A 22,882-nucleotide genomic window follows, 5' to 3' on the forward strand; every position below is an offset into this window, starting at 1 on the left:
CCCTGCAAAGCTGCGAGCGTCCGGGGCAGGGTGGTTGTCAGGGCGTGGGACTCGGCCAACAGGGCACCGGCGGCACGGTCACCGATCACCAGTGCACACCCGACCTCGGCCACCAGGCTCCGGTCCTGCGCCGTGGCCTCATACGGCGAGGACGGCGGACCGTTCAACAGGCTCGTGGCGGCCGCGAGCACCTGAACCGCCTGCGCCTTCAACGCCGCCAGCTTCGCCTCCGACCGGGCCACCCCGGCAAGGACATCCAACGCCCCATCAGCAACCCGCTGCAACGGATCATCATCAATGCTGCCTACGCACCCGCCAGCACCAGCACCAGCACCAGGCTCAGCGACACCAAGACCAGAAACAGACGTGCCGGAAGCAGCAGTACCGCCGCCCGCGAGCACCGCCGCAAAAGCAGCCACCGAAGCGTCAACCACCGCCTCCGCCTCCACCACCGCCGAATTGCCTTCCATGAATCCATCCTCATGGGAGGGTCTGACATTTAACGGTCAGGCAGCCAAGAGCACTACCCCAGCGGCGTTACCCACTCGCCCCGGCGCAGGACTCCTGCAAGATCCAGGTCCCGGTCGACAATGACGAGGTCAGCCTGCATGCCGGCGTGGAGGTCGCCCACGTGCGACGACATTCCCAGTACGGAGGCAGGCACGGCCGTCGCCGCGCGGACGGCATCCTGCAGGGGGACACCTGCTGCCACCGTGGACCGGACAACGTCCAGCAAGGTAGCGGTTCCGCCGGCAATTGCCCCAGTGTTGTCCACCCTCGCCACGCCCTGGTTCACCGTGACAGCCAGCGTACCCAGGCGGTACTGGCCATCCTGCAGTCCAGTGGCGGCCATCGAGTCGGTCACCAGTGCAATGTTTTCCGCCCCCACCAGCTCGAACACCATCTTGACCGTCTCAGGGGCCAGATGAACTCCGTCCGCGATCAGCTCCACCACGGCGTTGCCGGCATGGGCCGCGCTGATGCTGGCCGCTACCGGGCCGGGAGAGCGGTGGTGCAAGCTGGGCATCGCATTGAACAGGTGCGTGACGGTTGGGCGTATCCGTCCGGTGGAATTCCCTGGCCCAGCCAGTCCTGTGGCTGCCTGGTCCAGGAAGGAAGCAGCGGTGCGGTGGTCTGCCGCAGTGTGGCCCAGGGATGGAATGATCCCCCGCGCAGTGAGCATTTCCACCAGGGCCGCAGCGCCAGGGAGCTCGGCCGCCAGCGTCATGGACACCAGCGAGGGTCCGGCGGCCTCAAACAGCTTGGCCACAAGTCCTGCATCCGGCCCACGCAACAGCTCGGGATCATGCGCGCCGCATTGTCCCGAAGCGAGGAAGGGGCCCTCCAGGTGGGAACCAGCGATCAGCCCTTCGTCAGCCAAGTCCCGCAGGACTGTGACGTTCCGGACCAGGTTTTCGGGCGATCCCGTGACCAGGCTTGCCAGCAGTGTGGTGGTTCCACGGCTGTGCAGATAGCTTGCCGCTAACCGGGCACCGTCGGCGGATCCTTCGGAGAAGTCCGATCCCAGCGCCCCATGGCAATGCAGGTCCACCAGCCCGGGCATCAGGATGCGCCCGGCCGCCTCAGGTAAGGCACCTTCAGTCCCGCCTAAGCCCAATACGGGAAATTCCGACGCCGGACCAGCGTAGGTGATCACGCCGCCGTCGATCCCTACTACACCATCGGGGACGTCCATGCTTCCGGTGACGATGCGGCCGCGAAGTATCAAGCCACTGCCCACTGCCACTCCCGCCGTCAGCCGAAAAGAGGAAGCCCGGACGGGCCGCCGCTTCGGATTATGCCACGCAGGCCAGCGACGGTTACGTTCCCGCTGTCGCCATGAGGCAACCAGCTCGGCATCGGTGGCAACAGGCACTCATTGACAGGCTCTTCTCGCGCGCGGCAACTGAGGTTGCCTACAGGGTGGGCGGCCGGATGCCGTTGCGCACCACTGCCGGCGGGCAGGTCCTGCTGGCCTATGCCGGCCCCGAACTGAAGGCGGAGATCCTTGCCCAGCCTGCCCCCACCAAGCGGGGCGTCGGCGACGTTTCCGCTGCTGAACTGCGCGCTGCGCTGGCGGGCGTCAAAAGTCCGGCGCCGCCGTCGTCCGCCTGACCCAGCCGTCCCGGACGATCTACGTCGCAGCCCCCAATCCACGGAGCCGACAGCGGAGCGGTGGCCGCGCTCTCCGTTGTGGTTCCCGGCCCGCCGCCGCACGTGCAATATCCCCGGGGAGCCCCTTGAAAGTTACAGCCCCGTTATGTCCGGCGGCGGCCAAACCCCTTAAGCTAATAAACACTAAGTATGCTTCCTATCTCTAAAGGGGTTGTACCAATGCGAAAAGTACCTGCGCTTGGATTGATGACGGCAGCAATGTTGGCCCTTGCAGGCTGCACGGGCGGTGGCGGTGAAGCTGCGAGCCCCTCGGCTTCGGAAACACCCTCACCAACGGCGGAGGCAAAGGTGTACAGCGAGGACGAGCTCCGCGAGTTGATCTCCGGCATGACGGACGACGACGGCAACGAGCTCATGCTGTACTCCAAGGAGCAGGTGGACCAGGGCGGCAACATCGCCAACCTCCTCCTGAGCACCGCGACCATTGACCCTGAAGACTGCAAGGACATCGCCACCGCGGGACTGCTGGACACCGTGGAGAGCGGCGAGATCGCCGTCGCGCTCTCCGAAGGCGACCAGCCGCGGACGCTGTCCGCACAGTCCGGCAGCGAGGGGCCGGACGCCGTCGAGGTCCTGGACGAGATCAGCGGCAAGATGGACCAGTGCGCCAACTTCTCGGTCCAGGCACTGGGGCAGACTTACGAGGTGACCAGCGAGGAGGTCCAGGCGGACACCGACGCTGAAAAGACCTTCGCCACCCTCAGCTCGCGCAGCGGCGATAACCAGCAGAAGCTGATGCAGGTCTCCGCTGCCGAGGGCACGCTGCTGGTGGTTGCCACCAAGAGCGGTGCCAACCTGGGTGATCCGGACCAGAAGGAACTTGAGGACCTTATCAACGAGGTGCTGGAGAAGGCCGACGGCGGAAGCGCCACGTCCAGCCCGACGTCCACCAGCACATCCGGTTCCACGAGCACGTCGTCGCCGAGCGGGTCGGCCTCGCCGTCCGAGACGGAGAGCGAGCCGGAAGAAACCGGGATGACCTCGCCTTCGCCGACGGCGTCGAGCTAGTTACTGCACGTCTCTGGGAAGGCGGGTGGACCTTGGGTCCACCCGCCTTCCTGTATTACAGCCCGGGCCCGCTCACGTGGAGACAGGGTGGTGGCGCCCCTCCGCGGGGGCCCGTCCCGGCCGGTGCACCACTCCGGCCAGGCGGCGCGCCAACTCCGGACCGGAGACCGAGGCGTCCACCTTCTCGAAGCTCCCGTACTCGGGCAGCTCGCGATAGGCGCGGGCGAAAGCAGCCAGGTCCTCCAGCGTCTCGGCATCCGTGCCGCGGGCGGCGATGCGCCGATGCGCAACGGCCGGGTCCACGTCCAGGTGCACCACGGCGTCAGCGGCAGGGAGTGCACCGAGCAGCCAGGGAAGCAGACGGCCGCGAGGCAGCCCCTTCGTGGCGCGCAGGGCCAGCTGGCAGTACAGGTGCCGGTCCATCACCACCAGGCCGTCAGCCCGGCTGGCCCGCAGGTGGTTCACCAGCACGTTCCACACCCGGAACGCGGTCTCCAGGGCATCGGCAACGCGGGGCGGCAGCCGGAAGCCCAGCCTGGTGCCCAGGACTGACATGCTGCGCCGGCCCGCGTGGTTGTTCAACAGCGTGGCCGTGCCTCCGTCGGCACGGATGGATGACACCAGGGCCTGGGCGGCCGTGGACTTCCCGGAACCGTCGATTCCGGTCAGGACAATAAGCAAGTGGCCTCCTTCCGCCATGGGGTTTAACGCAGGGTGTGCCGTGGAAGTCCCGGCTGAGTCCCAATTCACAGGTTCACCGCCCATTTCACAGGTCCAGGCCGGCGTTTCATAGTCCGGGCTGCGGGAAAAGCCAGGGCCGGCGCTTCCTGCTGCCGGGCAGCGCCAGCCCGTAGGCTGTAGTGCGGTGCGGGGACAACCCCGGCCGAACGCCGCAGTTCCCGAGCGAAAGGCAGAACCATGACTGCTAGCAATGACGAGCCGCAGAACGCCGCAGACCTTCGGGGGCCGGGTGATCCGGACGAAGCCAAGGAGCCCAAGCAGGCCCCGCAGAGCGGCCAGCATCCGGAACTGCCGGGTGCCAGCAATATCCGCGAGGAGCAGCAGGGCCACGCCGCCGGGACCGTCCCCGCGTCCTACTCCGGCAGCGGCGACCCGTCCCAGAGGGACAAACCGGAGGATGCCCTGGAGGAACCGGGAACCTGGGACGACGAGGTCTGATGCACCAATGATTGCCCGCGTCGACGTGGAACAGGCAGCACGAAGGACCGCCGGCCTCACCCGGCTGACGCCTGTCCTGGAAGGCGACCCCGGAGACTTTCCCGGCCCGGTGTGGTTCAAATGCGAATTTATGCAGCACACGGGAACCTTCAAGGTCCGGGGCGCCCTGAACCGCGTCCTCGCTGCCAGGGAACGCGGTGAGCTGAAACCGGAGGTTGGCGTCGTGGTTGCCTCCGGAGGCAACGCCGGCCTGGCCAATGCCTACGCGGCTGTGCAGGTTGGTGTGCCCGCAACGGTGTTTGTTCCCGCCGCCGCCCCTGCAGTGAAGGTCCGCAAGCTGAAAGCCATCGGAGCGACGGTGGTTCAGGGCGGCGCCGAGTACGCGGACGCATACCAGGCGGCCGTCGGGCATGCCCGGGAAGCCGGCGCCGTCTATTGCCACGCCTATGACCAGCCCGAAATTGCCGCCGGCGCCGGAACCGTGGGACTGGAACTTCTCGACCAGGTGGGCGGGGTGGACACCGTGCTGGTTGCAGTGGGAGGAGGCGGCCTGATGGCAGGAATCGCCGCAGCCGTGGAGGGCAGGGCCAAGGTGGTGGCCGTGGAGCCGGAATCGGCTCCCACGCTGAACGCTGCGCTGGCGGCCGGACAACCGGTGGACGTCCCGGTGGCAGGAATTGCGGCAGACTCCCTTGGTGCCCGCCGCATCGGCGACATCGGCTTCTCCGTGGCGGTCCGCGCCGGCGTCGAAAGCGTCCTGGTGTCCGACGCCGACATCATCGAAGCGCGTAGGAAGCTGTGGGACGGCTACCGGATCGTCGTGGAGCACGGCGCGGCCGCGGCCTATGCCGCGCTTACTTCCGGCGCCTACACGCAGGGCGTGGGCGAACGGGTGGCGGTCATACTGTGCGGGGCGAACACGGACCCGGCCACCCTCAAGTAGCCGGGTCCGCTGGCAGAGTGCCTGTCTGTGGCAGGAATCAGCTGCAGAACTGGCTGTACGTGCTGCCGGCTTCCTCGTAGTCTGCCGTCAGTTCGGCGAGCTTGTCCTCGTCCGGAGTCTCTTTTGCCTGCTCGTCCGTGTATTCGATGATCGACTCAAGCGCACCCTTGAGGTCGTCCGAGGCAACGGCGTGGATGGGCCGGATTTGGTTGGCCAGGCGGTTCATGCCGGTCTTGCCGGCGTTGTTGGCCGGGTTCGACACAACGGACTGGATCCGCTCGCAGGTTTCCGCGGTGGTGAGCTGGTTCGAGGCGGTGCAGGCCGTTGCGGAGACAACGAGGCCGGCGGCGATCAGGGCTGTGGCGAATTTCTTCATGGATCCCTCAGTAGTTGATTGAGGTTTCGATTGTAAGCAGAATCCTGAACAGTACGCCGGTCCCCGGCGCTGCCCCCTCCACTGTGAAGGGGGCACCGGGCTCTGGCGGGGCTTTCGTGGGGGAGCTTAAAATGGGATCACCATCGTGCGGAGCTGCCGCAGATTGGGCCCCGCGCATCAGCCCAATTCCAGGAACCTATTATGCGCAAAACAGTACGACGCCGTGCCGTTGGTGGATTTATCGCACTTCTGGCCTTACTGCTGCCCACGGCAGTGCCGGCAGGCGCATCCACTCCTTCCAAAGACGATGTCATAGTCCTCCGCGGGGCCACTTCCGCCGAAGGCATTGCGGCGGGCGGGGGAACAACCTTCTACGCCGGCGAACTGCTTACTGGCGATATCTTCCGCGGCGACATCCATGATGGAAAGGCCAAGCGCTTTATCGACGTGCCCGAAGGCCGGATGGCTGTCGGCATGAAGGCGGATACCCGTAACGACCTGCTGTTTGTCGCAGGCGGTAGCACTGGCAAGGCGTACGTCTACAACACTGACACCCGCAAGCAGGTCAAGGAGTATGACCTGGCTCCCGGCTTCATTAATGACGTCACACTCAGCAGCGACGGCGCCTGGTTTACCAATTCGGCCACTCCCGAGCTCTATTTCGTCCCTGTGAGCCGGCGGGGCGAGCTGGGGGGAGCAGCGGATGTAGAGACGCTGAAAGTGGGCGGTGAGGCGGGCAAACCCCTGCAACCCGGCCAGTTCGGGTTCAACGGCATCGCAGCAGCCGACGATGACGACGTCCTGATTGTGGCCCACACACAAAACCAGGCCCTCTATGCCGTGGATCCGGACTCGGGAAAGAGCAGCAGGATCAAGGGGCCGGACCTGGAGTTCGTCGATGGCATCCTGGTCAAGGACCGCACTGTATGGGCGGTCCAGAATATGGCTAACCAGGTCAGCCGCCTCAAACTCTCCGAGAACTTCTCTTCCTTCAGGGTTAAGGACGTCATCACCAGCAAGCACTTCAACATTCCGACGACGGTGGCCAGGTTCGGGGACACGCTCGCCGCGGTCAACGCCAAGTTCGGACAGCAGCCACCACCAACCCAGTATGAAGCAGTCCTGGTCCCGGCCTGGGACTAGGACTGGGGCGCCGGTTGTTGTGCGTCACTAGTGGAGGTTTTGCCCGCCAGGACGCTGCCGCTCCTGCAGGCGGCTGCGTGCCGGCCCCGCGGCAACGCCGGCACGAACTGAACGCAACGGAACAATATCTCCCATTTAGCCCCGTCAAACCCTTGACCAGACTTGTAAAGCGCTGATAGAAGTTAAGGGCAGAAAACGGTTTCCGCCGCATCCCAAACCCACCCCTCCTTCGTGACGGGCGGCCTTTCGGGTTGGGGTGAAACGTTCCAAACTGTCGTGCGGCAGACTCAGCTGCCGCCGCATCAAAGGAGATGTTCTTTGGCTTATCCCTCGAAATGTTCCCCCACGCTCCGTCCAGGTTCGCGGTCCGGCCGCGCCTGGAAAGCCGCCCCCTTAGCGGCGGCTGCTTCCCTCACCGTCGCCGCGCTGGCGTTCACCGGCGTACCGCTCGCGCAGGCCAACCCCAGCACCGCACCCGGGCAGTCCGGTAAGGCAGAGTTGAAGCGCCAGGTGGAGAACCTGGACCGGGCACCTGTCGCCGTGCTTACGGACCAAGGCGTCACGCTGGGCTGGCGCATGCTGGGCCTGGACCAGGACAGCGTGGGCTTCCACGTGATCCGCGACGGCGTCCAGCTCACCGAAGAGCCCATCCGCAACACCACCACATTCGTTGACCCGTCCGGAACCGCGGCCTCCACGTACGTCATCAAGACCGTGGGAAACGGCAACGGGCAGGACAAGCTCAGCGCGGAATTCACCCCGCTGGCCCAGAACTACTTGTCCATCAAGCTGGACAAGCCCGCCGACGGCGTCAGCAAGGATGGGAAGCCGTACACCTACTCGGCCAACGATTCCAGCGTTGCGGACCTCGACGGAGATGGCAGCTACGAAATCATCCAGCTTTGGAACCCCTCCAATGCGCAGGACAACTCCAAGTCCGGATTTACCGGCAACGTCTACGTGGACGCCTACAAGATGGATGGCACCAAGCTGTGGCGCATCGACCTGGGCCACAACATCCGCGCCGGCGCCCACTACACCCAGCTCCTGGCGTATGACTTCGACGGTGATGGCAAGGCCGAAGTGTCCATGAAGACGGCGGACGGCACCAGGGACGGGGCCGGAACCGTGATCGGCGACCCCGCAGCGGACTACCGCAACAGCGCCGGTTATGTCCTGTCCGGTCCGGAGTTCCTCACAGTGTTCAACGGAGCAACCGGCACCATCATGGATACGGTGGCCTACGATCCGCCGCGCGGCAACGTCTCCGCCTGGGGCGACGGGTACGGCAACCGCGTGGACCGATTCCTGGCCGGCGTCGCCTACCTCGACGGCGAAAAGCCGTCCATGATGTTCAGCCGCGGCTACTACACCCGCACCGTGCTGGTCACCTATGACCTGGTGGACGGCAAGCTGGTGAAGCGCTGGACCTTCGACTCGGACATTGCCGGCGCCGAATATAAGGGCCAGGGCAACCACAACCTCTCGGTCGCTGACGTGGACCAGGACGGCAAGGACGAGTTTGTCTTCGGCTCCATGACTATCGACGACGACGGCTCGGTCCTCTACAACACCAAGCTGGGCCACGGCGATGCGATGCACACCAGCGATTTTGACCCCTCCCGCCCCGGGCTGGAGGTCTTCGCCGTCCACGAGAGCATGAGCCAAAGCGGCAACCGTGGCGCCACCTTCCGCGACGCCGCCACCGGTGAGGTGCTCTGGAGCATCCCCGCCATCCGGGACACCGGCCGCGGTGCCGCCGGCGACATCGATCCCCGCTACGCCGGCGCTGAGGGCTGGGCGGTAGGCGGCGACGCCTCCTGGAACTCCCCGCGGGGCCAGCTGATGTCCGCCAAGGGCGAGCTGATTGCCGAGAGCATCCCCGCCGCCAACTTCCTGGCATGGTGGGACGGCGACCTGCTCCGCGAGATCGTCGACCACGACTTCGACGCAGCCGCCGGCGTGGGCGTGCCCACGATCTCGAAGTGGAACTGGGAAACGGAGTCCAGCGACAGGCTCCTCACTATCACCGGCGCACGCACCAACAACCACACCAAGGGCAACCCGTCCCTGCAGGCTGACCTGCTGGGTGACTGGCGCGAGGAGCTTGCCTTCCCGTCGTCGGACAGCACCGAGCTGCGGATCTACACCAGCACCTCGCCCACCGAGGTCCGGCTCCGCACCCTGATGCACGACACCGTCTACCGCACCGCAGTGGCCCGCGAGAACGTGGCCTACAACCAGCCGCCGCACCCGAGCTTCTTCATCGGCGAGGGCATGGAAACCCCGGCCGCGCCGTCGGTGGCCTACGCAGGCACCGGCAAGTAAGACGGCACATACGAACGGTTCTGCCCCGCACAAAAGCGCCGCCCGCCTCTGCAATGAGGCGGGCGGCGCTTTTTGTTGCGCTCTGGCTGGACCCGGTTAGTGCGTTCCGAGGTTTCCCCCGATGGGCGGCAGGCCGCCATCTCGACGGCGGTCGTCGCCCTCGCGCTCGGCCGCGCTCAGGTTCTCGCCCTCGGCCGTCTCGTCCGACTCGCCGCTCGTGTCCACCAGGCCGTTGGTCTGGTCGAACTGGTGTCCGATCCTGTCATCGCCCAAATCGGCGACCGAACCGGTGGAGCCGGCTGCCGCCGTCGTACCTGTAGTGGTATCGGTGGTGGTTGTGTCGGTAGGAATCGGTGTGACGGTGACCGGCTCTCCCGGAGTCGCTGGAGTTACCGTTTCGTCGGCAACCGCAGTTGTCTCCTTGTTGCCGCCTGCTGCCATGGCCGCTGCTGCGCCGGCTACTGCGGCAACGCCCAGGCCCGCGGCAACCTTGCTGGAGACGCCTGCCTTGCCGGAATCGCCCCGGGATCCGGCAGCATCCTCCACGCCCGGCGTGCCCGCCGGTGCGCCCGTGCTCACGCGGCCGCGCCAGGCGCCGCTGGCGTAACCCTCATCCTCGATGAATTCCTTGAACCGCTGCAGGTCAGCCTCGGCCTGGCGGTCAACCACGTTGAGCTTGTCGCCCACCTTTTCGATGATTCCTTCGGGCTCGTACTCCAGCGTCAGCCGAAGGGAAGTCTGCCCGCCACCCACGTCCTCGAACTCAACAGCGCCGGCGTTCGTGGCGCCGTCTGTAGCTGCCCAGGCGACCTTCCGGTCCGGGACCTGCTCAAGGATCTTCGCTTCCCACTGCCGGCGGATGCCGCCGATCTCAGCCACCCACTCCAGCCTGTCATCGCTGAGCTGGGTCACGCTCTTGACGCCGCCCATGAAGTGCGGGAACTCCTCGAACTGCGTCCACTGGTTGTAAGCCGTGCTTACCGGTACGTTCACCAGAATGCGTTTTTCCACCTTCGTGCTCATAACGTCTCCTTCGCTTTGTTACCGGAAGCCGATGGTTCAGTAAAAATCATCAGCATGCTTACCAATGTACCTGCTGGGCACGCCGGATTCCAGAGCGCACAGCTAGCGCAGGTGGTTGCCGATCAGCGCAAGGTTCTGGATCACGGCGAGCCCGAACTGGGAGGCGTCGTTGGTGGATACGGTGGGTGCCTCATCCACCGGCAGCAGCACGTGCGGCGGCTCGATCGTCCGCAGCGTGAAGGCCGACTCGTGGTTGAGGTGTTCCCCGCCCTCGGCGAAGCTCGTCCAGGCGCGGGCGGCCAGGTCCGGATCATCCAGCCGGGCGGCGGCGTAAGCGGTGAGCCGGCTGTGCGCCTGGGTGAGGTAGATGCCCTCCAGTGGCTGTCCCACGGCCGCCACCTGTTCCTCCTTCGTGCCCAGGAAGAGCCGGCAGTACTGCAGCCACGCGCGCTCGAAGTCCGGGTCCGGAACCAGGTCCACAAGCTCGCTGCAGATCTCCACCAGTCCGAACACGGCGCTCAGGTGGGACACCTGGAGAAGCTCACGGCCGGTGTCGAACCGGCCCTTATCCAGGTCGTAGAGCGCCTCGCCGGTGAGGAAGCCGTACTTGAGGGCGCCGATGTCCCCCATGGTGCCCAGGAGCCGGTCGCGTGAGCGGGGGTTGCCGGTGCGTTCCCAGTCGGTGAGCCAGGTGGCGGCGAGCGAGCCCCAGTCCGTTCCCAGGCCCACGCCCAGGGCTCCCCGGTTGGGCCGGTAGGTGTCGGCGTCGGGGCGGACCTTGCGCACTGGGTCCAGTCCCAGGAAATTCTGGTCGCTGTCCACCAGCTCGGTCAGCAGGTCCCCGGTCCGTTCATCCGCCGTCAGGTAGTAGTAGAACCGGCGGTAGGCGGGTGTGCTGATGCGGAGCTGCTTGGCGCTGCAGCCCCAGTGCTGGACGTTGTGCCGCGAACCGAGGCCGCGCCACGGGCCCAGGTGGTAGACGTCCACCTCGCCGGTGTGCCGGGTCATGGCCTCCGCAAACCGGAAGATGTCCGCCCGCCCGGAGCGCAGGTAGGAGTACCAGAGCCAGAGATCGGGGGAGAGCTCGGAGTTGTCCCACGCATAACCGCCTACGTCGTACCGCCACACGTGCCGGTCGTGGTCATAGGTGTGCATCACGTCGCCGTAGTTCCAGAACCCGTACCAGCGCCGCTGCTCCACCTGGCCGGCATAGAAGTCGAAGAGGAAGTCCAGATGGTCCTCCAGCTCGGCGCGTGCGGGGGTGCTGCGGTCCACCGGGTCCCAATCGCCGAATACGCCCACGGAGTGCAGGTACTCCGGGGTGGCCTGCAGCAGGGCGGGGGCGGAGGCGGCTGCGGCGTCGGCCGCAAGGCTCTCCGTTGCCGGCGTTCCGTCGTAGGCAAATAGGGTCAACTCATGGGTGCGGGCAATGCCGTGCGCGCTTCCGAAGCCGGGCTCGTAGTCCTCATAGGTGATTTCGAGGCCCTCAAGCTGTTCCTCGAACGTGTCCTGGCCCAGGCCGTCGTGGTAGAACCGCAGGTCCATGGGCTGGGCTTCAGGGGAATACAGCCACGCCGTCAGGGTGGCGTGGTCCGCAGCGGCGTCGCGGATATCCAGCTGGCCGGGGTGGGACTGCCAGAAGTCCTTGACGCCCACGCCGAAGCCGCCGCGGGTATCGGTCAGGGAGCAGAAACCGGCAGACCTGGTGCCGCCGGAAATCCCCACCCACGCCCGGCCTGACGCAGTCCGCTTGCGCAGTTCAAAGCCGTCGGCGCTGAGCTGGCTGAGCGTGTAGTCGTTCCAGGCCGGAATCAGGTGCAGCCGTTCGGACACCTCCGGGTTCCAGCCGGCCAGGGGTGGCGTGGCGCAGCCTTCCACCTGGGCCAGGCGGACGTCCTCCCCGGGGTCCCGGCGCAGGCCGGTGAGGCCGCGGACCGCCTCGGTGAGGAAGCCGCCGTCGGCCCCTGCTATCCGGACGTGCCTGTTGTGCAGCTCTGCCTGCAGCGGGACCGTGAAGCGCACGCCGAGCCCGGCCAGGAAGTCCCGGTCCGCGTCGCCGTCCCAGATGAAGGAGTGCACCATGCGGACGCTGCGGGCGTTGGCGTGGAAATAGAACCTCACCACGAAGGGCAGCCAGCTTTCCCTGCTGCTGTCCCTGCTGATTCCACTCTCCCGAGCGTCCGGGCGGTGCTGACCCTCCAGCCGCACCACGGCCCGCACGGGTCCGCTGTGTTCAAGCACGACGGCGGTGACCTCGCCGGTGAAGGCGTCCCGGCTGAAGGTTCCGGCGCCGTCGCCGCCCTGGTCATCAGCAAGGCCGTCCTGCAGGAGGCTCACCAGGCGGGCGTCCCGGGCCACTTCGACGCCCCCGCGCGTAAGGCTGCTGAAGAGGGTGGAGCCGCCGCGCTCGATCACCATCTGCAGGGCTCCGGTGTCCACCGTGAGGACCGTGCCGGTTTCGGTGACAGTGACGCTGGTACCGCCCGACGGCGGCTGGCTGGCCCCGCGGGGTGACGCGCCGCCGTCGGACACCACGTGGTAAACCTCCGACGGCGAGCTGGTGGCGGGAAGTGCGATGCCCGCCCATTTGAGGGAGCCGTCCGGCCAGGTGGCCAGGGGCCAGGCCTGGGAGGCGACGGTGCTGCCGCCGGCATCCGTGACGGAGAGGGCCTCCGCCCCCGCTACGGAACCGCGGGCGAAAGGCATGCCCCACGTGGTCCCGCCGCTGGATTCCGAAGGTGCCTGGCCGTCGATCCACCTGATGAGGGTGCTGTCCGTCATGTCATCCAATTCTGTTATTTCGCGTCCGCTAGGCGCAGCTGGCCCCGTCAGCAGGCGTGGTCCAGCTTACCGGAAAGCGGTTTCTGATTCGTTTCAAAATATGCGAGCCAGGGCAGGACCGCAAGGGGTGGCCGGGATTCGGAAGGTCTCCGGCGGGTCCTCAACACGCTGCACCCTCTGGCCGTGCCCTGGCTTCTGTGCTGGACTGATGGGTGCAGTGGGCACCACCCGCCGCCCCGGCTGGGGCGGCACGCATTCCGGAAACATGGCCTGCCGGCGCGGACCGGCTATTGGAAGGAAGACTCATGGCACCGTACAAAATCGGCTACTTCGTGGGGAGCCTGGCAACCGGCTCCATTAACAGGGTCCTGGCCAAGGCGTTGATCAAACTTGCTCCCGAGGACCTCGAGTTCACGGAGATCCCCATCAAGGACCTCCCCCTGTACAGCTACGACTACGACGCCGACTTCCCGCCGGAAGGCCGCGCCCTCAAGGAGGCCATCGAGGCGTCGGACGGCATCCTGTTCGTGTCCCCTGAATACAACCGCTCCATTCCCGGGGCCCTCAAGAACGCCATCGACTGGGGCTCGCGGCCCTGGGGAAGCAACTCCTTTGCCCGCAAGCCCACCGGCATCATCGGCGCTTCCGTGGGAAGTATCGGTACGGCGGTGATGCAGTCGTCCATGCGCAGCGTCCTGAGCTTCCTGGACGCGCCGCAGCTCAACGCACCGGAGGCTTACATCCACTTCGATGCCGCCGTGTTTGGCGACGACGGCGAGGTCAAGAATGAGGGGACTGCCAAGTTCCTGCGCCACTACATGGAGGAGTACTGCGCCTTCGTCCAGCGGGTCCTGGCGGCCAACGCACCCGGCCATATCGGCGACCTTGAGCCCGATACGGCCAAACTGACCCGTTAGGGTTTTTCGGAGGCCCGCCGTCCCAGCAACGGCGGGCATCCGAGCCTTAGTCCAGCGGCAGGGTTACCGTCACGCTGGTGCCTTGCCCGGGGGCGGAGCGGATGTCCACTATGCCGCCGGCTTCATGGACGGCTACTGACATGAGCCGGAGGCCGTAGCCGTGGTGGCGCCCGCAGGTGGCGGCTTCACTGTCAAAGCCCGTGCCGTCGTCGGCCACTACCAGGCGGATGCCGTGGTCCACGGCGGCGAGCTGGACGGTCAGGTGAGCCGCCCCGGAGTGCTTGTAAACGTTGGTCAGTGCCTCGCGTGCCGACTGGTAGAGAAGGGACGCGCAGTCCTTCGGTATCTCGATGCCCCAGTGCGGGGTGTCCCAGCGGACACTGGTTCCCCGGTGGCGGAGCGGGGCCGTGAGCCGGTCGATGCAGCCCGCCAGGCCCAATGCGTAGAAGTCGAGCGGATGCTGGTCGGTGAGCACGCCGTCCACCGCGGTGACTTCCCCGTCCAATGCTGTTCTGTTTCCCATTGTCTCCTGCTCCCCACAAGCTGGTTGGTCCATGACTTCAGCGTGGACCCGCAACTTCAGGGCACGGCAAGGTTTGCCGCAAGATCCGGTCAATTCCTGGCGCCGCGCGGAGTTCCACTACTCTGGCTGTTTAGCGCTCACCGGCTCCGGGCAGCCAGGGGCCCGGGTTCAGGTCGGTTGGCTTCCGCTGGGGAGCCGGGAAGCGGTGCATATGCCGTTGTGGTTGCAGGCCCTAATGTGGGGAACCGTGGCAGGAGCTGCCCTGGTCCTCGGCGCGGCAATGTCATGGCGCTGGAACCTGCCGAGCAAGCTGGTTTCCTCGATCATGTCCTTCGGCGCAGGTGTGCTGATCTCCGCCCTGGCTTTCGAGCTGGTGGGGGAGGCCGTGGAGGGCGGCGGCCTGTGGCCCACCGTGGCCGGGTTCCTGGCTGGCGCGGTGGTGTACGTGACTGCCAACATGATGCTGTCCCGGGCCGGTGCCAAGCACCGCAAACGTTCCGGCAACCAGCAGCCTTCTGAATCCGACAGCCCGGGCAGCGGCAGTGCCATTGCCGTGGGCGCGCTGCTGGACGGCGTGCCGGAGTCCGTGGTCCTTGGCGTGGGACTGCTGGCCGGTGGGGCCGTCAGTCCGGCGATGATGGCCGCCGTCTTCATCTCCAACGTCCCCGAAGGCCTTTCCGGAACCGCCGGCATGAAGAAAGCCGGCAGGAGTGCCCGCTATGTTTTTGGGTTGTGGGGCGGCATCGCGCTGCTCTGCGGGGTGGCCTCGCTGATCGGGTACGTGGCGCTGGAGAATGCTCCGGGCAGCGTGGTGGCCTTCATAACCGCCATCGCGGCCGGAGGAATCCTGGCCATGCTGGCGGACACCATGATTCCGGAGGCCTTCGAGGAGCACCACAACCTCACGGGCTTGACGGCGTCCGTCGGGTTTCTGGCCGCCTTCACCATCCATCACCTCGGGGGATAGCGCGACGGCGGGACATGGCTCCGGCGGAAATCCCGCCGGAGCCATCCGTGCTTTCAGGCGCCGGTCAGCACGGGGGCAGTGAGCGCCCCGTCCCGCATGGTGGCCACGGCATCGGTCAGCGGAACAAACTCCGTGTCATGCGTGACCAGCACCGTGCCCACGTTGAACTCGGAGGTCACCTGGCACAGCAGCCGGATGATCGAAGCGCTGCGCTCGTGGTCCAGTGCCGCCGTCGGCTCGTCCACGAGCAAAACTTTCGGGTTCCCCATCAGGGCCCTGGCGATGTTGACCCGCTGCCGCTGCCCGCCGGAGAGCTGGTGGGGGCGCTTCCCGGCGCTCGCGGACAGGCCGACGACGTCAAGGAGTCCGGCGGCCTTCTTCCGGGCGGCTGTTACGGGCTTTCCGCGGAGGTGGTCGCCGATGATGAGCTGTTCGGCAGCCGTGAGCGACGGCAGCAGGTTGGGCTGCTGGAAGATGATGCCCACCTTGCTGCGGCGCAGCGCCGTGAGCGCCTTGTCCGGAAGGCCGGTTGTGTCAGTGCCGTCGATGATGACCTGGCCGCTGGTGGGGCGGACCAGGGTGGCGGCTGCGGCAAGAAGGCTCGATTTCCCGGAGCCGGACGGTCCGACGAGTGACACCACGTGTCCGGCGGGGACTGCCAGGCTGACGCGGTCCAGCGCGGTGGTGGTGCCGCCGCCGTCGGGGTATTCGAGGGTGACATTGTGCAGTTCCAGCGGAGCAGGGGTGGAGTAGCCAGACATCGGGTTCCCTTTCACAGGATTGGAGTTTTTGTCCAGATATGCAGGGTTTAGGGCACCTTAGGCCTGCATATCTGGACAAAAACTCGGGGAGGGGGTTGGGGTTTCAGTTCCCGCCGAGGGCCAGCAGGGCATCGACTTTGGTGACGCGGCGGACAGCCAGCGCTGCCCCGGCCAGCCCCAGGGCAACAATCCCGACGACGGGAAGCAGCGTGGTGGCAGGGCTGAGGAGGAAGGGGGCCGCCTGGGCGGCAAGCAACCCGGCCGCGACGCCGATGATCCCGCCCAGGCCGGCGCCTGCTACCAGGACGATCGCCGCCTGCGTGATGGCATCGCGCAGGATGTACGCCCCCGGCGCTCCCATGGCTTTCAGGACGGCGATGTCGCGGGTCCGCTGGATGGTCCACACGGTCAGGAACGCCACAATCACCAGGGATGAGATGCCGTAGAGGAAGGCCTGCATGAGGGTCAGCGAGCCGTTCTCGCTCTTGAACGAGCCCAGCGCCTGGAAGGACTCCGTCCGTGAGGCACTCACCGTATTCGCCGCGGCATCCGCGGCATCCTCGTCCACTTCCGCGCCGTCCTGGTACGTGACGGCAATAACCGTGGCCAGCTGGCCGCCGTCGGACACGTGGGCCAGCCCGGACCAGGCCGGAAGCGCCGTCCACACAACGCTCGTATGCGCGTACCACTGGTCCTCAACAACCGCGGCCACGGCAAGTTCCATCCCACTGATGCTCAGGGCGTCCCCCTGCTCCAGGGACAGGGCTTCGGCCACGGAGGCGCCCACCACAGCGGTGCCGGCGGCTACGTCCACAGGTGCGAGCCCGCTGCCGGGTGCCACCCCGAACACGGCCACATTGGTGGTGCCCGAGCCGGCGCCCGCACCCTGGGCCCGGGTTTGGGTGATCCCCACCGGCTCGGCAGCGCGGACACCCGGACGGTTCCGCCAGCTCTCCGCCTGGGCTGAAGTCACGGAGCTTTCCGTGTAGGAGGCCTTGGGCGTGCCGGAGCCGGGGGCGCCGAACACTACGGTGTCCACGGGCGCAGCGGCGGCAGCCCCCAGCTTTCCGATCGCGGAGGTTGACTGTTCGGCCAGCCCGGCGGTCAGGCCGGACAGCATGACCAGGAGCAGGGTAATCAGGGCCACCACGCCGCCCATCATGGCGAACCGGCCCTTGGCGAAACGGATGTCGCGGATTGCCAGAAACACGTTGTTCTTCTCTCGGTTGGTTCCAGTGGATAAAGGTCTCCATCCACTGTCCCGTCCGCCCGCCCGCGGTCCATCGGGCGGGCAGTTGATCCGCCAAGGATGAAAGGTGGAACCCAGGGTCAACCTTTTGATTGACCCTCCGTTGGCCGGGCGCGCATAAGCTGGTGGCATGTCCGCCACCCCTGCCCTGCACTCTTCCGGCGGGCCCGGGGGACCCGCCGCCGGCAATGGCTCCTCCGGCGCCCACGCGCCCAAGGACCCCCTGAGCGCAGTGGAATCGGCGTCCTCGGAAGCGATCCTGCGGGTGCTGAGGGTGACGCTCCACACCGGGTTTGCAGCCCTGCTGGTGGTGGGCGTGGTCAGGCTGCTGGCACCCGGCTCCCGCGGCTCATTCCCGTTACTCTGGGCTGGCCTGGCACTTGTCCTGGCAGCGGTGTACCTCACCGGGACCGTCCTGGAACACCGGCATGCCGCGGGCCGGATCCGGCTCAATCCCCGCCGCTACGGCCTCCAGTGGCTGGCGGCAGTGACAGCGCTGTGGGTCCTCCTGCTGGTGGGGAGCGCCGACTTTGCCTGGCTGGCGTTCCCCCTGTTCTTCCTGCACCTGCACCTGCTGCCGCGGCGTGCCGCGCTGCTGACCATCGCACTGATGACAGCCGCGGTCATCGCCTCCCAATGGTCCGCCAGCGGTGACCCGGTCCCGCACGCGGCGGCCGTCGTCGGCCCATTGTTTGGCGCCGCCTTCGCCGTCATCACCGGCCTTGCGTACGTTGCGCTGTACCGGGAGGCGGAGAACCAGCGGCGGGCCGCGGATGAACTGCGCCGCACCCGCCAGGAACTGGCGGCGTCCCAGCACGAGGCCGGAGTGCTGGCGGAACGGGAGCGGCTGGCCCGCGAAATCCACGACACCCTGGCGCAGGGCCTCTCCAGCATCGTGTTGCTTGCACGGGCTGCTGAGCAGTCGCTGGCCCACGGGGATCCGGTAACCGCAGCGTCGCGGGTGGCCCTGATGCAGCAGACGGCCGCAGGCAACCTGGCCGAAGCCCGAAGCTTTGTCCGCGGCCTGTCCTCCCCTCAGCTGCACGACACCACGCTGGTGGAGGCCCTGCGCCGGCTGTGTGAAGAGACCGGGCAGAGCGCCGCGGCGGGGGGAGCGGCGCTCCGCTGCCGGCTGGAGGTGGACGGGGAGCCGGCCGAACTGCCGCAAACGCACCAGGTGGCGCTGCTCCGCGCGGCCCAGGCGAGCCTCGCCAACGTCCGCGACCATGCCAACGCGGGCAACGCCGTGGTCACGCTCACCTTCCTTGGCACGGAAGTCACCATGGACCTTTACGACGACGGCGTGGGCTTTGACCCTGACCTCGCCGGCGGGGCAAGGGCTGCTGGGGCAAGGGCCGCGGGGGCAGGAACTGCCGGGCCAGGGACCGCCGGGACAGGAACAGCCAGGACAGGAACAGCCAGGAAGGGACACGACGGCGGCGCGGACGGCAGCGGATTCGGACTCCGTTCGCTGCGGGAAAGGGTAGAAGCCCTCAATGGTTCCCTGGAGTTGGAGACCTCCCCGGGCGAGGGAACCGTGGTGGCCATCCGCCTGCCGCTCGATCATGCCGGGGGAGACATCCGTGGCTGACGTGCGCGTCCTGCTGGTGGATGACCATCCTGTGGTCCGCGCCGGGCTGAGGGCCATGCTCACCGAGTTCGAGGGCATCTCCATCGCCGCGGAGGCTGCGGACGGGAAAGCCGCCCTGAAGGAACTCTCGCGCCTGTCGGTCCTGGGCGAGGGCGTGGACGTGGTGCTGATGGACCTGCAGATGGGTGCGGGCATGGACGGAGTGGCGGCCACTGCCGCGATCCGGAAGCTGGCTGCGCCCCCGCCCGTCCTCATCCTGACCACCTACGACACCGACTCCGACATCCTCTCTGCCGTGGAGGCCGGTGCCAGCGGCTACATGCTCAAGGACGCCCCGCCGGAGCAGATCCGGCAGGCCGTGTTCGCTGCGGCCGCGGGGGAGACCGTCCTGGCACCGCGGGCCGCCGCCCTGCTGATGAACCGCATCACCAACCCGGGCACCTCACTTACTCCGCGGGAGGTCCAACTGCTGGAGCTGCTGGCCACCGGGCTGTCCAACCGCGCCATCGCCAAACAGGTGTTCATCTCGGAGGCCACGGTCAAGACGCACCTGGTCCACATCTACGGGAAGCTTGGCGTGGACAACAGGACGGCTGCCATCGCGGCCGCCACCCGGCGCCGGATCATCCGTCCACCGGGGCAGGCAGGCTGAGCGGCCCTCAGGGCACGGGAAGGAAGACCCTACTCCTGCCGGTTCCCGGAGGCCTAGACTTCGGGCCATGGAGAACTCACCGTCGGGACCGAAAACTGAAATCCTTCCGGAAGAGGAGTGCTGGAAATACCTGCGTTCCTCCTATATCGGCAGGCTGGCAGTCATTAACGGAACCACCCCGGAAATCTTCCCCGTGAACTTTGTGCCCGCTGAAGGGGCCCTGTTCTTCAGGACCGCCCCCGGCACCAAGCTGTACTCCCTGCTTGCAGGAACCCTTGTGGCGCTGGAAGCAGACGGGCTGAACGCGTACAGCACGGAAGTCTGGAGCGTGGTGGTCAAAGGGATACCCGAGCCCGTGGCAGACGGCAATGTGCCCCTGGAACTGTCCGATCCGGACCGTGAACCGTGGGAGTCCGGCCTCAAGGAGCACCTCATCCGGATCAATCCCACGGAAGTCACGGGCCGCAGGTTCCAGGTGCAGGCGCGGACCCGGTGGTGGCCGCCGCAGGATTTCTCCGCTGACTGGATCTAGGAACCCTGGATCTAGGGAACTGGATCCAGGGAGCCTGGTCGGGAGGCCCTGATTCAGGGACTTTGCTCCAGGGACCTTGGTCTAGAGACCCTGGCGGGAAAGGTCCTCCGCCACCAGCCGCGCCAGTTCGGAGGCGCCGGCCCGGTTGGGGTGCAGCGTGTCGCCGGTCATGAACAGGGCCAGGGTGGCTTCCGGGCCAATCTCCGTGAAGTAGGCGGACGCCAGGACGTTCAGGTCAACCAGGTGCACGCCTTCCTCCTCCGCCAGGGCAACCGTTGAGTTGCGGTACCAGCGGTTGACCGAGGTGTGCACACCCTCCACGAAGTCCGTGGCGCGGCCCTGCGGGGTGACCAGCACCGGCGTCGCACCGGTGGCAGCCACCTGGCGGACCATGTCACGCATGATCTCCTTGAACTCCGGCTCGGTGGTGGCGTTCTTGGCTGCCGTGTCGTTGATGCCCATTTCCAGCAGGAACAGGTCGCCCGGCTTGATGTACTGGAGGATGGCTTCGAGCTGGCCGTCATTGCGGAAGCCGCGGGCAATCTGTCCGCCGGTGGCCATGTTCCGGATGTCGAACGCAGCCGGGTCAACGTACTGGGGGAGCATTTGGCCCCAGCCTCCCTGGATGCTGTTTTCCAGGGGGTAGTAGCTGGCCACGGTGGAGTCGCCGCCCACCCAGATGGTGGGGTCCATCTCCGGGTGGCGTGAGACCTTGTCGATCTCCAGCGAGCTCAGGGTAAAGGCCGTGCCAACCTTGCCCTCCGTAACCAGGAGGTTCAGCTGGCCGTCCGTCACAGGAATTTCAAAGGAAGCCGTGGCGCCGTTTCCGGTCAGGTTCATTTCCTGGAACACGCCTTCGGCCGCGATGCTGGCACGGGAGGTGTCGCCCAGGGTGACGGTCACCTTGTAGAGGCCTTCCTTCAGGTCCACGTTGAACGTGTTGGCGCTCTTGGTCCCGAACTGGAGGAAACGTACGGCATCGCTTCCGGCTCCGGTGCCCTTGGCGGAAACGTTGGCCATGTGCTCCGGGGTGTTGAAGCCATAGCGGGTTTCGGGGCTGTAGGCGTCTGTGGCGCCGACTCCTGTGTACCCGTTCTCCACGGGCCCGTTCCCGAAGTCGAAGCGGTAGTTGCTGGGTTCGGCGTAGGCGGCCGGCGCGGTAACGGCCACGCCGGCCCCACCCAGCAGGGCTGCTGCGGCGAGGCCGGCGGCCAAGGATTTCCTGGCCGACCCGCCATGGGTGGATGAAGAGCCTGGGTTGTTCGATGTTCGGGCAGCAGCGGTCACTGTCATCTCCTTTGATGAGGGACAAGGGTTTGTATCGTTTCAGCAAGGGCGTTACACAAGTTGTAACAGCGCTCGCTGTGAGCAGTCAAGAGTTTTTGTGCGTTTCTTGTGCGCTTCTGCTTCTTCTTGTGAACCCCCGGGCGGGGCGCTTGCTGGAAGCAGGGGCGCCACTGCCTGCCCTCAACCTCAGCGCTACCGCATCCTGAGGTTGAGGTGCGTGCGGTCATCTTGATTGAAGCTTGCAGTTTTGTTGCCACTTCTGTGCAAGCGATTTGAGTTGGCGTTGAAACACTCAAAGCCAATAGAACTTCAAATGGTTTCAGCGGGGAAAAATGTGCGCGGCGTCGCAATTACAGGCATCATTCATGCTTGAGCTTTTGGCAGGGGAAACCCTGTGATCACGGTCATCATCCCGGCCCACAACGAGGCTGCGGGAATCGGCGAAACCCTCTTGTCACTGCAAAACCAGACCATTATCCCGGACCGGATAATTGTGGTCGCAGATAATTGCACGGACAAAACCGAAGCTATTTCCCTGGCGGCGGGCGCCGAGGTGGTGTCAACGGTGGGCAACACTGACAAGAAGGCCGGCGCCCTCAACTTCGTGCTCGCTGGCCTGCTGCCGGAGGCTGCGCCCGAGGACATGGTCCTGGTGCAGGATGCCGATTCGCAGCTGTCACGGGACTTCATTGAACGCTCGGTGGGGCACCTTCAGGCTGATTCACGGCTTGGTGCCGTGGGCGGTGTATTCCGGGGCGGTGAGGGCGGCGGATTCGTTGGCCACCTGCAGAGGAACGAATACGCCCGGTACGCCAGGGACGTGCGGCGGCTGCACGGCAAATGCCTTGTAGTCACCGGCACCGCCGCCCTGTTCCGGGTCCGGACGCTCCGCGACGTGTCCGCGGCCAGGCTGGACGGCACGCTCCCTCCCGGCAACGGCAGGGGCGGCGTCTACGACACCTCGGTCCTGACCGAGGACAACGAACTGTCCTTCGCCCTCCTGACGCTGAAGTACCGGATCAAATCCCCCGCCGATTGCACCCTGGTCACAGAGGTCATGCCCACCTGGCGGGAACTCTGGGCCCAGCGCCTGCGGTGGAAGCGCGGCGCCGTGGAGAACTGCGTCCAGTACGGCTGGACACGGGTCACCAGGCCCTATTGGGGGAGGCAGGTTCTTTCGGTGGCAGGTGTCCTGGTGACGCTTGGCTACCTCAGCACGGTGGCGGTTGCACTGGGCACGGGGGCAGGGCTGCACATCCAGCCGTTCTGGCTTGCCGTGACCGGTGTCTTCGTGATCGAACGGGTGGTGACGGTGCGGCTCCGGGGATGGAGATACATGCTCGCGGCCGCCACCATGTACGAGCTGGTGATCGACCTTTTCCTGCAGCTGGTTCACGCGAAGGCGTACACAGACGCAGCCTTTAACAGAAAGAAAGCCTGGTAAGAA

General features: G+C 66.4%; 21 protein-coding genes and 1 pseudogene. 12 read left to right on the forward strand and 10 right to left on the reverse strand.

The genetic code is table 11. From position 1 onward, the window contains the following. Both ACKAE7_RS02625 and nagA read right to left on the reverse strand, forming a co-directional pair. Positions 1–470: pseudogene (locus tag ACKAE7_RS02625) on the reverse strand (HNH endonuclease); the annotation flags it as partial. A gap of 53 nt (positions 471–523) precedes the next feature. After that, on the reverse strand, positions 524–1,741 hold the full coding sequence (gene nagA / locus ACKAE7_RS02630) for an N-acetylglucosamine-6-phosphate deacetylase (protein ID WP_408978436.1): 1,218 nt from the start codon (positions 1,739–1,741) through the stop codon (positions 524–526). A gap of 98 nt (positions 1,742–1,839) precedes the next feature. Between nagA and ACKAE7_RS02635 the strand changes: the two genes are divergently transcribed. Together ACKAE7_RS02635 and ACKAE7_RS02640 are read left to right on the forward strand one after the other, a co-directional pair. Continuing rightward, positions 1,840–2,115, forward strand: coding sequence for a hypothetical protein (locus ACKAE7_RS02635; RefSeq protein ID WP_408978437.1), 276 nt, complete (start codon positions 1,840–1,842; stop codon positions 2,113–2,115). A gap of 246 nt (positions 2,116–2,361) precedes the next feature. Further along, complete coding sequence (locus ACKAE7_RS02640; protein ID WP_229666491.1) at positions 2,362–3,183, forward strand: hypothetical protein; 822 nt, start codon at positions 2,362–2,364, stop codon at positions 3,181–3,183. Between the two features lie 72 nt (positions 3,184–3,255). Here the strand turns inward: ACKAE7_RS02640 and ACKAE7_RS02645 are convergent, their stop codons facing one another. Further along, a complete protein-coding gene (locus ACKAE7_RS02645; RefSeq protein ID WP_408978438.1) occupies positions 3,256–3,864 on the reverse strand; it encodes an AAA family ATPase in 609 nt (202 codons plus the stop codon). Positions 3,865–4,101: 237 nt separating this feature from the next. Here ACKAE7_RS02645 and ACKAE7_RS02650 point away from each other — a divergent pair, with 237 nt between their 5' ends. Both ACKAE7_RS02650 and ACKAE7_RS02655 read left to right on the forward strand, forming a co-directional pair. Beyond that, on the forward strand, positions 4,102–4,362 hold the full coding sequence (locus tag ACKAE7_RS02650; protein WP_408978439.1) for a hypothetical protein: 261 nt from the start codon (positions 4,102–4,104) through the stop codon (positions 4,360–4,362). A gap of 7 nt (positions 4,363–4,369) precedes the next feature. Further along, positions 4,370–5,305 carry a threonine/serine dehydratase gene (locus ACKAE7_RS02655; RefSeq protein WP_408978440.1) on the forward strand — a complete coding sequence of 312 codons (936 nt, stop codon included), beginning with the start codon at positions 4,370–4,372 and terminating at the stop codon, positions 5,303–5,305. A gap of 37 nt (positions 5,306–5,342) precedes the next feature. Here ACKAE7_RS02655 and ACKAE7_RS02660 read toward each other — a convergent pair whose 3' ends face one another. After that, positions 5,343–5,681 (reverse strand): hypothetical protein, encoded by a 339-nt coding sequence (locus ACKAE7_RS02660; protein ID WP_174175080.1) that lies wholly within the window; start codon positions 5,679–5,681, stop codon positions 5,343–5,345. A 201-nt stretch (positions 5,682–5,882) separates the two neighbouring features. Here ACKAE7_RS02660 and ACKAE7_RS02665 point away from each other — a divergent pair, with 201 nt between their 5' ends. Continuing rightward, the gene (locus ACKAE7_RS02665) at positions 5,883–6,824 is read left to right on the forward strand and encodes a hypothetical protein (RefSeq protein ID WP_408978441.1); all 942 of its coding nucleotides are present in this window, start codon (positions 5,883–5,885) and stop codon (positions 6,822–6,824) included. Between the two features lie 318 nt (positions 6,825–7,142). Further along, the gene (locus ACKAE7_RS02670) at positions 7,143–9,152 is read left to right on the forward strand and encodes a rhamnogalacturonan lyase (RefSeq protein WP_408978442.1); all 2,010 of its coding nucleotides are present in this window, start codon (positions 7,143–7,145) and stop codon (positions 9,150–9,152) included. 96 nt (positions 9,153–9,248) lie between these two features. On the opposite strand, the gene ACKAE7_RS02675 is transcribed toward ACKAE7_RS02670, so the two are convergent. Further along, on the reverse strand, positions 9,249–10,175 hold the full coding sequence (locus ACKAE7_RS02675; RefSeq protein ID WP_408978443.1) for an SRPBCC family protein: 927 nt from the start codon (positions 10,173–10,175) through the stop codon (positions 9,249–9,251). 102 nt (positions 10,176–10,277) lie between these two features. Then, on the reverse strand, positions 10,278–12,956 hold the full coding sequence (locus ACKAE7_RS02680; RefSeq protein ID WP_408978444.1) for a Tat pathway signal sequence domain protein: 2,679 nt from the start codon (positions 12,954–12,956) through the stop codon (positions 10,278–10,280). A 305-nt stretch (positions 12,957–13,261) separates the two neighbouring features. Between ACKAE7_RS02680 and ACKAE7_RS02685 the strand changes: the two genes are divergently transcribed. Then, complete coding sequence (locus ACKAE7_RS02685; protein WP_188812345.1) at positions 13,262–13,873, forward strand: NADPH-dependent FMN reductase; 612 nt, start codon at positions 13,262–13,264, stop codon at positions 13,871–13,873. Positions 13,874–13,919: 46 nt separating this feature from the next. Here ACKAE7_RS02685 and ACKAE7_RS02690 read toward each other — a convergent pair whose 3' ends face one another. Next, positions 13,920–14,396, reverse strand: a complete 477-nt coding sequence (locus ACKAE7_RS02690) for a sensor histidine kinase (RefSeq protein WP_188812347.1) — start codon at positions 14,394–14,396, stop codon at positions 13,920–13,922. Between the two features lie 211 nt (positions 14,397–14,607). On the opposite strand from ACKAE7_RS02690, the gene ACKAE7_RS02695 reads away from it, so the two are divergent. Next, positions 14,608–15,363: a ZIP family metal transporter gene (locus ACKAE7_RS02695; RefSeq protein ID WP_408978445.1), complete on the forward strand. Its 756-nt coding sequence runs from the start codon at positions 14,608–14,610 to the stop codon at positions 15,361–15,363. Positions 15,364–15,416: 53 nt separating this feature from the next. Here the strand turns inward: ACKAE7_RS02695 and ACKAE7_RS02700 are convergent, their stop codons facing one another. Both ACKAE7_RS02700 and ACKAE7_RS02705 read right to left on the reverse strand, forming a co-directional pair. Next, a complete protein-coding gene (locus ACKAE7_RS02700) occupies positions 15,417–16,124 on the reverse strand; it encodes an ABC transporter ATP-binding protein (protein ID WP_408978446.1) in 708 nt (235 codons plus the stop codon). A gap of 103 nt (positions 16,125–16,227) precedes the next feature. Next, the gene (locus ACKAE7_RS02705; protein WP_191035754.1) at positions 16,228–17,334 is read right to left on the reverse strand and encodes an ABC transporter permease; all 1,107 of its coding nucleotides are present in this window, start codon (positions 17,332–17,334) and stop codon (positions 16,228–16,230) included. A 169-nt stretch (positions 17,335–17,503) separates the two neighbouring features. Here ACKAE7_RS02705 and ACKAE7_RS02710 point away from each other — a divergent pair, with 169 nt between their 5' ends. The 3 genes from ACKAE7_RS02710 to ACKAE7_RS02720 all read left to right on the forward strand — a co-directional run bounded on the left by ACKAE7_RS02710 (position 17,504) and on the right by ACKAE7_RS02720 (position 20,148). Continuing rightward, positions 17,504–18,964 carry a sensor histidine kinase gene (locus ACKAE7_RS02710; RefSeq protein WP_408978447.1) on the forward strand — a complete coding sequence of 487 codons (1,461 nt, stop codon included), beginning with the start codon at positions 17,504–17,506 and terminating at the stop codon, positions 18,962–18,964. After that, entirely contained in the window at positions 18,957–19,616 is a 660-nt protein-coding gene (locus tag ACKAE7_RS02715) for a response regulator transcription factor (RefSeq protein ID WP_308422245.1), read from the forward strand. The genes ACKAE7_RS02710 and ACKAE7_RS02715 overlap by 8 nt, the downstream gene beginning before the upstream one ends. Before the next feature lie 67 nt (positions 19,617–19,683). Further along, a complete protein-coding gene (locus ACKAE7_RS02720) occupies positions 19,684–20,148 on the forward strand; it encodes a pyridoxamine 5'-phosphate oxidase family protein (protein ID WP_188812382.1) in 465 nt (154 codons plus the stop codon). Positions 20,149–20,229: 81 nt separating this feature from the next. Here the strand turns inward: ACKAE7_RS02720 and ACKAE7_RS02725 are convergent, their stop codons facing one another. After that, positions 20,230–21,441, reverse strand: a complete 1,212-nt coding sequence (locus ACKAE7_RS02725) for a GDSL-type esterase/lipase family protein (RefSeq protein WP_191035751.1) — start codon at positions 21,439–21,441, stop codon at positions 20,230–20,232. A gap of 388 nt (positions 21,442–21,829) precedes the next feature. Here ACKAE7_RS02725 and ACKAE7_RS02730 point away from each other — a divergent pair, with 388 nt between their 5' ends. Then, complete coding sequence (locus ACKAE7_RS02730; protein ID WP_191035750.1) at positions 21,830–22,879, forward strand: glycosyltransferase; 1,050 nt, start codon at positions 21,830–21,832, stop codon at positions 22,877–22,879. The last annotated feature ends 3 nt before the right edge of the window (positions 22,880–22,882 follow it).

This window comes from Pseudarthrobacter sp. NKDBFgelt (genome assembly GCF_046097905.1).
Lineage (GTDB): Bacteria > Actinomycetota > Actinomycetes > Actinomycetales > Micrococcaceae > Arthrobacter > Arthrobacter polychromogenes.

Coding starts and splice junctions, on each gene's coding strand:
- ACKAE7_RS02635 (WP_408978437.1), top strand. CDS start 1,840: ATGAGGCAACCAGCTCGGCATCGGTGGCAACAGGCACTCATTGACAGG.
- ACKAE7_RS02640 (WP_229666491.1), top strand. CDS start 2,362: ATGACGGCAGCAATGTTGGCCCTTGCAGGCTGCACGGGCGGTGGCGGT.
- ACKAE7_RS02650 (WP_408978439.1), top strand. CDS start 4,102: ATGACTGCTAGCAATGACGAGCCGCAGAACGCCGCAGACCTTCGGGGG.
- ACKAE7_RS02655 (WP_408978440.1), top strand. CDS start 4,370: ATGATTGCCCGCGTCGACGTGGAACAGGCAGCACGAAGGACCGCCGGC.
- ACKAE7_RS02660 (WP_174175080.1), bottom strand. CDS start 5,681: ATGAAGAAATTCGCCACAGCCCTGATCGCCGCCGGCCTCGTTGTCTCC.
- ACKAE7_RS02665 (WP_408978441.1), top strand. CDS start 5,883: ATGCGCAAAACAGTACGACGCCGTGCCGTTGGTGGATTTATCGCACTT.
- ACKAE7_RS02675 (WP_408978443.1), bottom strand. CDS start 10,175: ATGAGCACGAAGGTGGAAAAACGCATTCTGGTGAACGTACCGGTAAGC.
- ACKAE7_RS02680 (WP_408978444.1), bottom strand. CDS start 12,956: ATGACGGACAGCACCCTCATCAGGTGGATCGACGGCCAGGCACCTTCG.
- ACKAE7_RS02685 (WP_188812345.1), top strand. CDS start 13,262: ATGGCACCGTACAAAATCGGCTACTTCGTGGGGAGCCTGGCAACCGGC.
- ACKAE7_RS02690 (WP_188812347.1), bottom strand. CDS start 14,396: ATGGGAAACAGAACAGCATTGGACGGGGAAGTCACCGCGGTGGACGGC.
- ACKAE7_RS02695 (WP_408978445.1), top strand. CDS start 14,608: ATGCCGTTGTGGTTGCAGGCCCTAATGTGGGGAACCGTGGCAGGAGCT.
- ACKAE7_RS02700 (WP_408978446.1), bottom strand. CDS start 16,124: ATGTCTGGCTACTCCACCCCTGCTCCGCTGGAACTGCACAATGTCACC.
- ACKAE7_RS02710 (WP_408978447.1), top strand. CDS start 17,504: ATGTCCGCCACCCCTGCCCTGCACTCTTCCGGCGGGCCCGGGGGACCC.
- ACKAE7_RS02720 (WP_188812382.1), top strand. CDS start 19,684: ATGGAGAACTCACCGTCGGGACCGAAAACTGAAATCCTTCCGGAAGAG.
- ACKAE7_RS02725 (WP_191035751.1), bottom strand. CDS start 21,441: ATGACAGTGACCGCTGCTGCCCGAACATCGAACAACCCAGGCTCTTCA.